The organism is Algibacter marinivivus, assembly GCF_003143755.1.
GTDB lineage: Bacteria > Bacteroidota > Bacteroidia > Flavobacteriales > Flavobacteriaceae > Algibacter_B > Algibacter_B marinivivus.
The window spans coordinates 1,079,015-1,094,807 of sequence record NZ_QFRI01000001.1 but is presented as its reverse complement, the minus strand read 5'-3'; the positions used below and the strand labels follow the sequence as shown (position 1 = coordinate 1,094,807).

Here is a 15,793-nt window from a genome sequence, read left to right as displayed (position 1 = left end):
TATACTCTCAATAATATTATTAATGGAAGGAAGTAACGAAAATCTAAAAAAAGAAAAGCAGATTAATGCTGCTGATATTTTAGGAAATCCTAACTATCTAGCCATTTCTTATGGTGGTTATCGCAAAAAAACGCGTGATATACAACCAACAATAAATGAGCTTAAAGATGATATGAGAATATTGTTTGCAATGGGAATCAGGTTATTGCGCACTTATAATGTGCAATTGCAACAAGCGTCTAATATTTTAAAGGCTATTTCTGAATTAAAAGTTGAAGATTCAAAGTTTGAAATGTATGTGATGTTAGGCGCTTGGATTGATTGTAAAAATGCATGGACAGGTTTAGAGCCAGACCATGAGGTTGAGAGTGAACAAAATGAAGGAGAAATTAATAGAGCTGTAGTATTAGCAAAACAATACCCGGATATTGTAAAAATAATTGCCGTTGGAAATGAAGCTATGGTGCATTGGGCTACAAGTTATTTTGTACGCCCTAACGTCATTTTAAAATGGGTAACGTATTTACAGGATTTAAAGAAATCAGGTGAACTATCAAAAGATTTATGGATCACTAGTTCAGATGACTTTTCATCTTGGGGAGGAGGTGATACTGCATATCATACTGAAGATTTAGATAATATTATAAGGGCTGTAGATTATATTTCGATGCACACTTACGCCATGCATAATTCGCATTATAATCCGGATTTTTGGTTAGTACCAAGAGAAGATTTTAAACTTTCTAATTCAGAAAAAATTGAATCTGCAATGCAACGCGCTTTATTATTTTCACAACAACAATTTGATGGTGTTGTAAGCTATATGAGACGATTGGGTATCAATAAACCTGTTCATATTGGCGAAACAGGTTGGGCAACTATTTCTAACGAACATTATGGTGCCAACGGGTCTAAAGCTGCAGATGAATATAAATCTGGCAGGTATTATCAGTTGATGCGAGAGTGGACCAACAGTGAGGAAATATCTTGTTTCTATTTTGAAGCTTTTGATGAACCATGGAAGGATGCCAATAACGCATTAGGGTCTGAGAACCATTTTGGATTAATAAACCTAAAAGGTCAAGCAAAATATGCGCTTTGGGATTTAGTTGATAAAGGTGTTTTTAAAAACCTAACTAGAGATGGACAACCGATTACAAAAACGCACAATGGTAATAAAGAAGATTTGTTGTCAGGCGTGGTTGTGCCTCCGCATAGATTGGAAACAGCTATAAACTTTTAATTATGAAGAATTATGTATTAATGCTAAGGTATTGTATGCTGATTTCAGTAATCGGTTTGGCATTGTCTTGTGATAAAACAAAAAAAAATGATTTGAATAAAGTTGTGGAAAAACAAGAATTATCTGTGAAAGATATTTTAGGAAACCCTCAATATTTAGCGATGTCTTATGGCGGATATAGATATGCAGATCATAGTATTGAGCCAACACTTGATGAACTAAAGGAAGACATGAAAATATTGCATGCCTTAGGTGTTAGAATGGTTCGCACATATAAAGTACACAAACCACAAGCAGAAAATCTTTTAAAAGCCATAAGTGAGCTAAAACAAAAAGATTCAAATTTTGAAATGTATGTAATGCTTGGTGCTTGGATAGATTGTAAAAATGCATGGACAGATCAAGAACCTATCCATAATGAAGAAAGTGCAGATAATAAGCCACAAATGGAAAAAGTAGTTGCATTAGCTAATCAATATCCAGATATAGTAAAAGTAATTGCTGTAGGCAACGAAGCTATGGTTAAATGGGCGGCAACATATTACGTGGAGCCTTGGGTAATTTTAAAATGGGTAAACTACCTTCAAGACCTAAAAAAAGAAGGAAAACTATCTACAGATTTATGGGTTACAAGTTCAGATAATTTTGCCTCTTGGGGAGGTGGTGGCGATGAATACCATGTTGAAGATTTAAACAAATTAATCAAAGCAGTAGATTTTATTTCGATGCACACCTACCCTATGCATGACACCCATTACCAACCAGAGTTTTGGTTAAATCAAGAAGGTTTAGAGGGTAAAACAGATATGGAAAAAATTGAAATTTCCATGTTAAGAGCAAAAAAATATGCCATGATGCAATATGACAATGTTAAAAAATACATGGAAAGTCTTGGTGTTAATAAACCTATACATATTGGAGAAACAGGTTGGGCAAGTTTTTCTTCAGGTCATTATGGAACTACCGGTTCTAAAGCATGCGATGAGTTCAAAGAAGCTTTGTATTATAAACATATGAGAGATTGGACTAATGAAGCTGGAATGTCATGTTTTTATTTTGAAGGATTTGATGAACCATGGAAAGGCGGTGATAATCCAGGAAATTCTGAAAAGCATTTTGGATTATTCACAGTAGAAGGTAAAGCAAAATATGCGCTTTGGAATGAAGTAGATAAAGGAACTTTTAAAGGGTTAACTAGAAATGGAAACCCAATTACAAAAACATATAATGGAGATAAAGAGGAAATGATGAAAGATGTTGAAGTTCCTCCTACATCAGAAGAATGGCATGCTAACAGCCACTAAAATATTAATTTAATATGAAAACCTTAAAGCGCGTAACTCTAGTATTAATAACCTTAATTATGATAAGCTGCAATAATGAGGATAAAACACTAACTGTTGAAGTTTTTGAAACTTCTGAAGCAGGGAATAAACTCTCAAAAATTACTGAGTTTAAAAATGCTGAAGAGAAGGTAACCATTAAATTAAAACCCGAAGAAAAGCTTCAAACCATTACAGGTTTTGGTGGCGCTTTTACTGAGGCATCAGCTTATTTATTAAATAAGCTAAGTAAAGAGAATCGCAAAAAGATAATTGATGCCTATTTTAGTAAAGATGGCGCGCACTATTCTTTAACAAGGTCACACATGAACTCTTGTGATTTTTCAGTAAGTAATTATTCTTATACCCCAGTTGAGGGTGATAAAAACCTAGAGCATTTTTCTATTGAAGAAGATAAAGATGATTTAATTCCGTTTATAAAAGAGGCTATGGCTGCTTCCACTGATGGTTTTAAAATTTTTGGTTCACCTTGGACAGCAGCACCTTGGATGAAAGACAACAACAATTGGGTTGGTGGTAAATTACTACCAGAGTATTATGATACATGGGCTTTGTTTTTCTCAAAATATGCAGATGCTTATAAAGAAGAAGGTATTGATATATGGGGATTTACTGTTGAAAACGAACCCTTAGGAAATGGTAACAATTGGGAAAGTATGCATTATTCACCTGATGAAATGACCAATTTTGTTCAGAATTATTTAGGGCCAAAATTAGAAGCAGATGGTAAGGGAGATTTAAAAATATTAGGTTACGATCAAAACAGAGAGCATTTAAAAGAATGGATTGATTCTCAATATAAAAATGAAGAAACCTCTAAATATTTTGATGGCACCGCTATACATTGGTATGCAAGTACGTTTGAGGTGTTCCCTGAAGAATTGCAATATGCACACAACAAAGCTCCAGAAAAGTTTTTAATCCAATCTGAGGCTTGTGTAGATGCAGAAACTCCTGTTTGGGAAGACGATGCTTGGTATTGGAAAAAAGAAGCAACAGATTGGGGGTTTACTTGGGCTCCTGAAAAAGATAAACATTTACATCCTAAATATGCGCCAGTAAATCGTTATGCAAGAGACATTATAGGTTGTTTGAATAATTGGGTCGATGGTTGGGTAGATTGGAACATGGTACTAGATACCAAAGGAGGCCCAAACTGGTTTAAAAACTGGTGTATAGCCCCAGTAATTGTTAACCCAGACACAGATGAAGTGTATTTTACACCACTTTATCATACTATGGTTCATTTTAGTAAATATATCAGGCCTGAAGCAAAAGTTATTGCGTTAGAAAAGACTGACGATAAATTAATGGCAACTGCCGCTATTAATCCAGATGGCTCTACAGTGGTTGTTCTTTTTAATGAATTTAAAACCCCAAAAACAATAAACCTATCATTGAATAAAAAAAACGTAGAATTTACAATAGATGCGCAAGCAATACAGACTATTGTAATTCCAAAAAACGAAAAAGTATAACTAAACCAATAAGATTATGCCACAAGTAAAAACAGTAGCTAAAGATAGAGTGCCATTAGGACAAAAAGCAGCATTTGGTGCAGGACATTTTGTTCTTAATTTATTACCAGGAGCATTAGGCTTCTTTATGTTTTTTTTACTTACGGCTTTTGGGATGGATCCCTTATACGCAGGTATTTTAGGAGCTTTACCAAGACTTTTTGATGCGGTTTCTGATCCTATAATGGGCTTTATTTCAGATAACACAAAGTCTAAATGGGGTCGTAGAAGACCATTTATTTTCGTTGGTGCTATTTTGAGTGGAATATTATTTGCTTTAACATGGCAGATGGATCCTGAAAATTCTCAAATGTATAATTTTTGGTATTTCCTCACTTTAACAATACTATTTTTGGCTGGTAATACAATGTATGCCACACCATTGGTTGGGCTTGGTTATGAAATGACATCAGATTATAACGAGCGAACTAGATTAATGGCTTTTTCTAATACTGTCGGACAAATAGCTTGGATGATTGTTCCTTGGTTTTGGGTAATAATTGCCGACCCTGCAATTTATGAAACACAAGCTCATGGCGTAAGGCACTTATCTCTTATCGTTGGTTCTGTTTGTGCTATTATTGGGTTGTTACCCGCAATTTTTTGTAGAGGTATTGATTCTGCTAATATGGAAAATAGAAAAGAAATAAATTTAAAGTCGTTAGGCTCTAATATGAAAGATCTTTGGGCAGGAATTAAGCAAGTATCAAAAAACAAGCCATTTATGAAGCTTTGTGGCGCAACTTTTTTAGTGTTTAATGGTTTTCAATTAGTGGCGGCATTTAGTGTATACATCATTGTATTTTATATGTATAATGGAAGTTACGCAAGTGCAGGGACTTGGCCGGCTTGGTTTTCAACAATTACAGCAATAACAACAGCATTTATTGTAATACCTATAATAACTGCAATGGCAAATAAGTGGGGTAAACGAAGAGCTTTTATTATTTCAACGGTTATTTCAATAATTGGATATATTCTTAAATGGTGGGGCTTTGATAATGGTCTTAATCAACAGTTTAATAATACAGCATTTGGTCAATCTTTAAATAGTGGTGTAGCTTCATTATTTGAATCTATAAACCCTTTTTTAGAAAGTATTGGCATGTCTTGGTTTAGCATAGATACTAGTGTAGGTTCTCCTTGGTTGATATTTTTACCAATACCATTTATCGCTTTTGGTTTAGGGGGTTTATTTACATTAATGATGAGTATGACTGCAGACGTATGTGATTTAGACGAGCTTGAAAATGGTATGCCTCGTAAAGAAGGCACTTTTGGTGCTATTTATTGGTTAATGGTTAAAATAGGTCAGTCAATAGCTTTGTTTTTAGGAGGGTTAGTATTAAAACTAGTAGGTTTTATTTCTGACGCACCAACGCAAACAGCAGAAACCATGCATAGTTTAAGAATAGCAGATATTATTATACCATCTGCAACTGCAGCTATTGCTATTTGGATTATGTATAGATATAGTTTAAGTGAAAAAAGAGCAAAAGAGATTAAAGCTGAATTAGTTGAGCGTAGAGGTGAACTTTAAAAAATGATAATTAATGTCTTACAGAGAGGAATCATATTACAAATCAAAATATAGTCAAAAAGCTACCAAAGGGATTAACTTTTTGGAATATTCAATTGAAGAATTAAAAGCTTTATGGCATAAAACAATTCAAGATGGTTTTCATGGTATATGCTTTAGTATGTATAAAGACGGCCAATCACCAGGAGATGATATAAGTATTAAACAGGTAGAGGAGCGTGTTAAAATATTAAAACCTCATGTCGGAGCTATACGATCTTTTTCCTGTATTGAAGGAAACGAATACGTACCTGTGATTGCAAAAAAACATGGTCTTAAGACTTTGGTAGGAGCATGGCTTAGTGACGATAAAGAAGATAATGAAAAAGAAATAGAAGGATTAATAGCTCTTGCTAAAGCTGGTAATGTTGATGTAGCTGCTGTTGGAAATGAAGTTTTATATAGAAATGATTTAACATTAGAAGAGTTAGTAGGCTATATCAATCGTGTTAAGAAAGCTTTAGAAGGGTTAGACATTCCGGTAGGTTATGTAGATGCGTATTATGAATTTTCTAGACACCCAATTTTAATTGAAAGTACGGATGTTGTTTTAGCAAATTTATATCCTTATTGGGAAGGTTGTCCAATAGAGTATGCTTTAGGGCACATGCAAGCTATGTTTGGCTCTGTGGTTGATGCAGCACAAGGCAAACCTATTATTATTACCGAAACAGGCTGGCCTAGTCAAGGCGGGGGATTAGATGCTGCCATTGCTAGCGATACTGCGGCTATGAAATATTTTATAGATACCATAAGATGGACTGAAGAGAATGATATTCCAATTTTTTATTTTTCATCCTTTGATGAGTCTTGGAAAACTGGAGATGAGGGAGATGTTGGCGCATATTGGGGGCTTTGGGATAAGCATGAAAACTTAAAATTCTAAAAATTAAATTTTAATTAATCAATATAGAAGTAAATTATAATTTTTAAAGAGTGAGATAAAATGTCTTTCAGAAGAAATAAAATAATGTCTTTGTCAGGTTCAAGTTTAGACAATAAAACTACTAAGGGGTTACAGAATTGCTATAAAAGAGTTCTTAAAAAAGGTATGCATGGACTTTGTTTTAGTCCTTATGAAGAAGGTCAAGAGCCAGGGGATCAACTTTCTGAAAAACAAATTCGAAGACGTTTAAAGATAATAAAACCATATACAAATTGGGTGCGTTCTTTCTCGTGTACTGATGGAAATGAATTGATTCCCAAGATAGCAAAAGAGATGGGAATGAAAACCCTCGTAGGCGCTTGGTTAGGTTCTGATACGGATATTAACAAGAAAGAAATTGAAGGTTTAAAGAAGCTTTCTAATAATGGGTATGTTGATATCGCTGCAGTAGGCAATGAGGTAATGTATAGAGGAGATTTAACTGAAGAAGAGTTATTAAGTTTTATACAAGATGTGAAAAATGACATTAAAGATGTTCCTGTAGGTTATGTAGATGCTTATTATGAGTTTGTATATAGACCCAATATTACAGAAGCCTGTGATATTATATTGGCTAATTGTTATCCATATTGGGAAGGTTGCAGCATAGAGTATTCTTTATTATATATGAAAGATATGTATAATCAAGCTTTAAAAGCTGGAAATGGAAAGAAAGTTATTATTACAGAAACTGGTTGGCCAAGTCAAGGGGAAGGTTTAAATAGTGCATTTCCGTCTACTGATAATGCAATGAAATATTTTATTAACACTCAATTATGGTCAAAAGAGGATAATATTGATATATTCTATTTTTCATCTTTTGATGAATCCTGGAAAGTTGGCGCTGAAGGTGATGTTGGAGCTTATTGGGGTTTATGGGACAAAAATGAAAACTTAAATTTTGTTGACAATAGAACTAATATTAAAAGTTTAAAAAAAAGAATCAAACCCAATTGGGTATAATTTTTAGTTAAACATTAAGCTAAATTTTAATCTGAATACAATTGTCGCCTAATATTAATTAGGCTTTTTTTTGATTAATAGTTTACTAATCATTAAATACATAAAAAGCTAATTTGAATATTTATTTAATTACTAATGTTTTCAATTGGTTTTCAGATCCTCCTTTTTAACCAAATTAAGGCAAGATTTCTTTTTTAGTAAAAACAACCTGTGCTACTTAATACAAAATTATATAAGATGCTTATTTAAAGGAGCATTGGTAATCTTTAGTTCACAACACAACCACAACATTACCACTACAACTGTAATATCAACAATTCCTTATAAGTCAATAAATCGATTAAAAACACTAAGACTTCACGATTAAATGCACAGAAATATCTTTAATCTGTCAAATTAACAAAAAACATACATTTTTTTTGATTTGTATGTTTTTTGTAGTGCTTCATTTTATCAATTCAACATCCTTTTAACAATATATTTGTTGACTCTCAAATTCTAAAACACCTACAAATTCTAACTAATACATTATTATAATGAAAAAAATTATTTTTTTAGTATCCCTATTATTTGTGACTTTGGGATATTCACAAAACCTTCTTACAAATGGAGATTTTGAAACAGGAGTTGCTACTCCTTGGGGTGGTAATGCGGCCAACCCAGTAGATGATGGCAGTGGTTCAAATTTTGTAAATCAAGCAGATGTTCAAGCTGCAGGTAACCCTTGGGATGTAAGTCTTAGTCAAGGTGATTTATCATTAGTTGATGGAGAAACTTATACACTTTCTTTTGACGCATATACAGCTACTGGTACAACAAGAGATATGGTTGTTGGTATTGGTCAAGATTCAGGAGCTTTTGCTGCTAATACAGTAATTACTAGTTTAACCGATGTTGTAACAAATTTTTCTTATGATTTAGTTGCAAATTATGGTTCTGCTGGAGCCATGAATAGTCGTGTTGTATTTGATATGGGTGCAGAAACAGGTTTTGTATTTATTGATAATGTTTCTCTTACTTTAGTAGGAGGTTCAGGGCCAACATGTACCGATGGTATTCAAAACGGAGACGAAACTGGAGTTGATTGTGGAGGAACAAGCTGTGCACCTTGTGCAGCAGCAACAAACCTTCTTACAAATGGAGATTTTGAAACAGGAACTGCAGCTCCATGGGGAGGTAATGCCGCTAACCCAGTTGATGATGGTAGTGGTTCAAATTTCGTTAACCAAGCTGATATTCAAGCTGCAGGTAACCCTTGGGATGTAAATTTAGCACAGACAGTTACTTTAGCAGCTGGAGAAACATATGAGTTTTCATTTGTAGCATATACATCAACTGGAGCAACAAGATCGATGGTTGCAGGAATAGGAGAAGCAGCTGATAATTTTGACGCTATAACAGAGAACCCAGCTTTAACTGATGTACCAACAACGTTCACTTATCAAATGACTGTTAACTATAATGACTTTGCAAACAGTAGAGTTTTATTTGACATGGGAGCAGAAACAGGTTTTGTGTTTATTGATGATGTTTCTCTTACTTTAGTAGGGGGGTCAGGTCCAACATGTTCAGATGGTATTCAAAATGGAGATGAAACTGGAGTAGATTGTGGTGGAACTAGTTGTGCACCTTGTCCTGCTGCAGGAGAAATTCTTGTTAATGGAGATTTTGAAACAGGAGTTGCTACTCCTTGGGGTGGTAATGCGGCCAACCCAGTAGATGATGGTAGTGGTTCAAATTTTGTAAATCAAGCAGATGTTCAAGCTGCAGGTAACCCTTGGGATGTAAGTCTTAGTCAAGGTGATTTATCATTAGTTGATGGAGAAACATATACACTTTCTTTTGACGCATATACAGCTACTGGTACAACAAGAGATATGATTGTTGGTATTGGTCAAGATTCAGGAGCTTTTGCTGCTAATACAGTAATTACTAGTTTAACCGATGTTGTAACAAATTTTTCATATGACTTAGAAGCAAATTATGGTTCTGCTGGAGCCATGAATAGTCGTGTTGTATTTGATATGGGTGCAGAAACTGGTTTTGTATTTATTGATAATGTTTCTCTTACAGTAGCTGCTCCACCAGCACCTGTTCAAGAATTAATTGAAGATTTTGAAGCACCAGCTCCAACTGTAACGGAGAGCAATGGTTTAGGTTCTTTTAATATTATTGCAGATCCTACTGGAGATGGTAGAGGTGATGTTTTAGAAGTTATTTCTTCTGATACTGGAGAATCATGGCAACAAGCAAATCTTATCTTACAGGATAACTATATAGATTTATCATCAGATGCAACAGTTAATGTAGATATTTATTCTACAACAGCTATAAATATTTTATCTAGAATAGAAGATCCAGCAGTAGTTCCTTCTTTTTCTACAGCTGAGTCACAACATAATGGAACAGGTTGGGAAACACTTACTTTTGATTTTTCAACTAACCCTGATGGAGGTCAAGCTCCAGGAGCTTTAGAATACCCTCAAATATCATTCTTCCCATTATGGGCAGGATCAGGATCTGGTACTAGTGGAGTTAACCCTAACTGGAATGCTCCAGTAGCCGGAAACACATTTTTAGTAGATGAGGTTTGGGCAATTAAAGGATCGGCAGTAGCACCTCCAGGACCAACATGTACAGATGGTATCATGAACGGTGATGAAACAGGTGTAGATTGTGGTGGAACAAGTTGTGCTCCATGTACAGTTTTGGTTTTACCAACAACAGCACCACCAGCACCACCAGCTAGAGCTGCAGCAGATGTTATTTCTATTTATGGTACAGCTTACGGTCCAGCTGTTGGCTTAAATAATGTGCCTTGGGATGATTCAGACTTTGCTGAAGAAACAATTGCAGGTAATGAAGTACTTAGAATAGATTTTGCAAACTTTTTAGGTTCTGATTTAGGTTCAGTTACAGATGCTTCAGCTATGACTCACTTCCATTTAGATTATTGGATTGCTGATGCTTGGACTGCTGGACAAGTATTTAACCAAAAATTATCTAACCATACAGGAGGTGCTGGTGAAACAGATGCTGGAGATTTAACTATTGCTTTACCTGGTGATGGTAGCCTTAACCAAACATGGGTTTCTCTTGATATACCATTAACTGAAGCTGCAGGTTGGGTTAATGGAAAAGGAAGCGGAATTGATGCTAGAGAAGCGTTAACTCAGTACCTTATTACAGTAGCAGGAACAATAGATGTAGCATTCATAGATAACTTGTATTTACATAAGAATACAACGTTAAGCGCAGAGAAATTTGATTTATTAGCTCTTGAAGCTTATCCAAACCCTACAAACGGGAAATGGAATGTAAAAACTAATAAAGAAAACATTGAAACTGTAGAGGTGTATAACATCCTTGGTGAATCAGTTATAACTATGAGACCAAGTGCTTCTAGTATTTCTATTGATGGTACAAACTTACCTTCAGGAATATACTTAGCTAGAATAGCTTCTAAAACGAAGTCTCAAACTATTAAATTAGTAAGAAACTAAGAGCTATTTATAGTATTAGTTAAAAAAAGAGAGTATTCTAATATACCCTATTTTAAGAAGTGTAGTTAGTTCTCTAACTACACTTCTTTTTTTATTTAACATATTAAACAGTTTCTATATCAGTAAATGCTATTTTTAAAAAACATATTACTAACTATATTGGTTTGTATTGCATTAGTACAATTTGGTTTTTCTCAAAATCCAGATATAACAACATGTATTAACGCACAACCAATTTGTGGTTCTACGCAGTTTATTTATCCAAATACTTCGGGATTAAATCTAGCAGAAACAGGGCCCAATTATGGTTGCTTAAGGGCGCAACGTAACCCGTCTTGGTACTATTTCCAAATAGCAAATAATGGAGACTTACAATTTCAAATAGAACAAAGCACATCACAAGGCGGAAGCCCAGATTTAGATGTGGATTTTATAGTGTATGGTCCTTTCAACGACCCTAAATCACCTTGTATTTCAGATTTAACATCAAACAACACAGTAGATTGCAGTTATGCTAACGATTTTGTTGAATTTGCAGATATACAAAATGCTTTTGCAGGAGAGTATTATTTACTCTTAATCACAAACTTTTCTGGAGACGCAGGTTATATATCAGTAACACAAACAGCAGGTAGCGCAACGTCCAATTGTGTGTTTTTAAATGATCCTATTTCTAAAAATTTAGAGGCTTGTTCGGGAGGCACATTAACTTTAGATGCTAGTTCCAATCAAGCAATAAGATATTATAGATGGTATGAAGATGATGGATCAGGTAATTTTTCAATTATTAATGGCGTTTATGGAAGTGAATATGATGTTTCAAACACAAAAATTTATAAATCAGAAGCTTATGATGTAGATGGCGTTCTTATAGAGCGGTATGAATTTAATGTAGTTTTTCAACAAACACCCCTAGCAAGTTCTAATATAAATGATTATTTGTTTTGTGATACCTTTAATGAAAATGATGGTTTAGGAGAATTTAATTTAAGGAATAAAGATGTTGAAATTTTAAATGGTCAAGACCCTTCTGTTTTTTCTGTGTCTTACTATAACAACAGTACAGATGCTAATCTAGGGTTTCCTCAATTGCCAGATACTTACTATAACCAGCATACTAACGAAAACATTTACTTCAGAATAGATAATATATTAACTGGAGATGCATCATGTTTTGATATAGGGAGTTTTAATATTGGAGTTAGACTTCTGCCTAATATAGAGTTGGAAGATGAATATATACTATGTGTTGATACAAATGGAACAGAAGAAATAGAACCCCTTCCTTTAATAGACACAAAACTAAGTACTAATCAATATGGTTTTTCATGGTACTTGAATAGCACGACATTGTTAAACGAAAATGAATCATATTTATTTCCTAAAGAAGCGGGTGATTATTTAGTAGAGATAACAGATTTAGTAACAGGATGTGTTAATACAGCTAGTACCATAGTTAATATTAGCTCCCCTCCTATTATTAATGTTACAGTAACCACACTTGCTTTTGCTGATACGCATAAGATTGAAGTTTCAGCTACCGGTCAAGGTTATCAAGAATTCCTGTATAGTTTAGATGGAGGGTCTTGGCAAGAAAGTAATGTTTTTAATGATGTAACATTTGGTAAACATAAGATTGAAGTTAAAGACACATACGGCTGTGGATTTTCTTCAGATGAAGTTATGGTAATTGATTATCCAAGCTATTTTACGCCTAACGGAGATGGTATAAATGATAATTGGAATATTGCTGGATTATCCGAACAATTACAAGCAAAAATTTATTTGTTTAATAGATATGGAAAGTTCTTAAAACAAATCAACCCAGGAAGTGTAGGTTGGGATGGAAATTTTAATGGAAACCTAATGGAAACAAACGACTATTGGTTTACAGTAGAATATATTGAACCTAGTAACGGGAGCTTAAGTACATTTAAAGCCCACTTTGCACTTAAAAGATAATATGATGAAGTTTTTTAAGAAATTATTAAAGCTAGAAATATTTTTACTCATGCTAAATATGCTCATTTTAATAATAACTTATTTCTTGTTCAATTCTCAATACACTATTTAATTATAATGATTTAAAATAAATAATATGAAATATAATAACATGATTCGAAAAGTTTTACTTCTAGTGTTTTTTACAGTATCACTTGCAAATGCACAAGCCACAATGCCAATAGATTTTGAATCTCCAACAACATGGGGAGATTTTGATGGCGGAGTGGTAACTACTATTGCTAATCCGCAAAGTAATACGGATAATAATTCTGCCAATGTTGGTAGAATGGTTAAAAGCGCAGGTGAAACTTGGGGAGGTAGTTCATTAATACTAAGTTCATCTTTAGATTTTGCTAATAATGATACATTTACCATGAAAGCCTATGCAGTTAAGCCAAATACTAAGGTGTTATTAAAAGTAGAAGTTACTACTGAAGACCCATTATTTGTCTTTTATGAGCAAGAAGTAACAATGAATACTACCAATGCATGGGAAACACTAACGTTTGATTTTTCAGGAGTTAATTCGTCAATTTTATATGATAAAATAGTCGTTATTTTTGATAATGGAATTGAAGGAGATGGAAGTACAAACTTTACTTTTTATATAGATGATATTGTTTTATCAAATATGGTTGCATCATGTTCAGATGGAATACAAAATGGAGACGAAACAGGAGTAGATTGTGGCGGAACAAGTTGTGTTCCATGTGCACCAACATCCAACCTCCTAACTAATGGAGATTTTGAAGCAGGACCTCCTGGAGCTCCTTGGACTGGAAACGCTATTAACCCTGTTGATGATGGTAGTGGATCAAATTTTGTAAATCAAGCTGATGTTGCGGTTGCAGGCAACCCTTGGGATGTAGCGCTTAGTCAAGGAGATCTTTCGTTAACAGACGGCGCATCTTATACGTTTTCTTTTGATGCATATACAGCAACAGGAACAACGAGAAGTATTATTGTTGGTATTGGTCAGGATTCATCCCCATTTGCTGCTAATGTTGTAACAGAAACCTTAACTGATGTTTTAACTACTTTCACATACACCTTAGACGCAAATTATGGTTCGGCTGGTTCGATGAATAGCCGAGTGATATTTGATATGGGTGCAGATACAGGTTTTGTGTTTATTGATAATGTTTCTCTTCAATTAGCAACACCACCTCCAGCAGCGTGTTCTTCAGGTGGTAGTACAGGTGCATTACCTGGAGTAGATTATGTGCTTGTTTGGGCAGATGAATTTGATATTGACGGCAAACCATGTCCAGAAAATTGGGGTTATGATATTGGAGCCGGAGGCTGGGGAAATGGAGAATCTCAGTATTACACGAGTAGGCTAGATAATGCATACGTTGATAATGGATTACTTACCATAAAAGCAAAGAAGGAAAACTTTAATGGTAGTGCATATACTTCGGCTAGATTACTCTCTAAGGATAAATTTGAGTTTACATATGGCAAAATTGATATTCGAGCAAAATTACCTATAGAAAATGGGACATGGTCTGCATTATGGATGCTTGGTGCTGATTTTCCTGATACACCATGGCCAGCTACTGGGGAAATAGATATTATGGAACATACAGGGAATAATGAAAACTTTATTCTTGGTACGGTGCATAATACAGATGGGTCTGGTGGTTCTGGATCTGGGTCGCATATATCTATGCCGACACCTACTGATTTTCATAATTATAGTATTATTTGGGAAGAAGGTAAAATAGAGTGGTTTGTTGATGATGTATTGTTTTATACCTATAACCCTTCACCAAAAACGGATAATAATTACCCATACACAAAAGATTTCTTTTTAATTATGAATGTAGCAATGGGTGGAACTTTAGGACAAGGAATTGATCCTAATTTTACTGATGGGAGCATGGTAGTTGATTATGTAAGAGTGTATCAAAAAACACAACCACTAACTGAACCAATAGCTTCTGCCCCATCCCCAACAATAAATGAAAGTAATGTATTATCAGCTTTTAGTGATGCATACCCAACTAATAGGGTTTCTAATTTTAATTTTTTAGATTTTAATGGCACAGGAAACTATTCAATAATTGAAATTGAATCTAATGGCAATGAAACAGGTAAATTAGAAAACTTGTCTTATTACGGAGCAAAATGGGATGCTGTAGATGTAACAGCTTACACACATGTGCATTTTGATTATTGGACATACGACTCTAAAGCCATTAATTTTTTCTTAATAGATAAAACAGCAGGATTTGCTGGTGGAGAACCAGAAGAACCTCGATATTCAATTCTAGATACTGGAGGAGATGAAACTATAGTTTATAGTCAATGGCAAAGTGTTTTTATACCGCTTCAACACTTTTTAGATTATAATTCTGGAGGATTTAGTTATGATTTAAATGATATACATCAGTATAAATTTGATGGAAATGGCACAGTATATATTGATAATGTTTATTTTACCAACGGAACGTCTTTAAGTACAACTAATTTTGATGCTGATAGACTAAGATCATTTCCTAACCCAACCCAAGACTATTGGTTTGTTAAATCAAAAAACAAGACGATAGAATTGATAGAAGTATTTGATATATTTGGGAAACAAGTAACACAACTTAGTTCAAATTCTAATGAGGTTAAGCTTGATGTTTCTAACTTACAATCTGGAGTATATTTTGCTAAAATAAAAACAGATAAAGGAAACCAAAATTTAAAGTTTATAAAAAAATAATTA

General features: G+C 34.1%; 9 protein-coding genes. All 9 read left to right on the top strand.

The window, feature by feature from the left end; all coding sequences use genetic code 11:
• Positions 1-22: 22 nt before the first annotated feature.
• On the top strand, positions 23-1,243 hold the full coding sequence (locus DIS18_RS05120; RefSeq protein WP_109351941.1) for a glycosyl hydrolase family 17 protein: 1,221 nt from the start codon (positions 23-25) through the stop codon (positions 1,241-1,243).
• A gap of 2 nt (positions 1,244-1,245) precedes the next feature.
• Complete coding sequence (locus tag DIS18_RS05115; protein WP_109351940.1) at positions 1,246-2,547, top strand: glycosyl hydrolase family 17 protein; 1,302 nt, start codon at positions 1,246-1,248, stop codon at positions 2,545-2,547.
• 14 nt (positions 2,548-2,561) lie between these two features.
• Positions 2,562-4,064: a glycoside hydrolase family 30 protein gene (locus DIS18_RS05110; RefSeq protein WP_109351939.1), complete on the top strand. Its 1,503-nt coding sequence runs from the start codon at positions 2,562-2,564 to the stop codon at positions 4,062-4,064.
• 16 nt (positions 4,065-4,080) lie between these two features.
• Entirely contained in the window at positions 4,081-5,643 is a 1,563-nt protein-coding gene (locus tag DIS18_RS05105) for an MFS transporter (protein WP_109351938.1), read from the top strand.
• Between the two features lie 13 nt (positions 5,644-5,656).
• Positions 5,657-6,568: a glycoside hydrolase family 17 protein gene (locus DIS18_RS05100; RefSeq protein ID WP_109351937.1), complete on the top strand. Its 912-nt coding sequence runs from the start codon at positions 5,657-5,659 to the stop codon at positions 6,566-6,568.
• A gap of 60 nt (positions 6,569-6,628) precedes the next feature.
• The gene (locus DIS18_RS05095) at positions 6,629-7,570 is read left to right on the top strand and encodes a glycoside hydrolase family 17 protein (protein ID WP_109351936.1); all 942 of its coding nucleotides are present in this window, start codon (positions 6,629-6,631) and stop codon (positions 7,568-7,570) included.
• 536 nt (positions 7,571-8,106) lie between these two features.
• On the top strand, positions 8,107-11,073 hold the full coding sequence (locus tag DIS18_RS05090; RefSeq protein ID WP_109351935.1) for a T9SS type A sorting domain-containing protein: 2,967 nt from the start codon (positions 8,107-8,109) through the stop codon (positions 11,071-11,073).
• A gap of 126 nt (positions 11,074-11,199) precedes the next feature.
• Positions 11,200-13,035, top strand: coding sequence for a T9SS type B sorting domain-containing protein (locus DIS18_RS05085; protein WP_109351934.1), 1,836 nt, complete (start codon positions 11,200-11,202; stop codon positions 13,033-13,035).
• Between the two features lie 136 nt (positions 13,036-13,171).
• Complete coding sequence (locus DIS18_RS05080; protein ID WP_109351933.1) at positions 13,172-15,790, top strand: family 16 glycosylhydrolase; 2,619 nt, start codon at positions 13,172-13,174, stop codon at positions 15,788-15,790.
• Positions 15,791-15,793 lie beyond the last annotated feature (3 nt).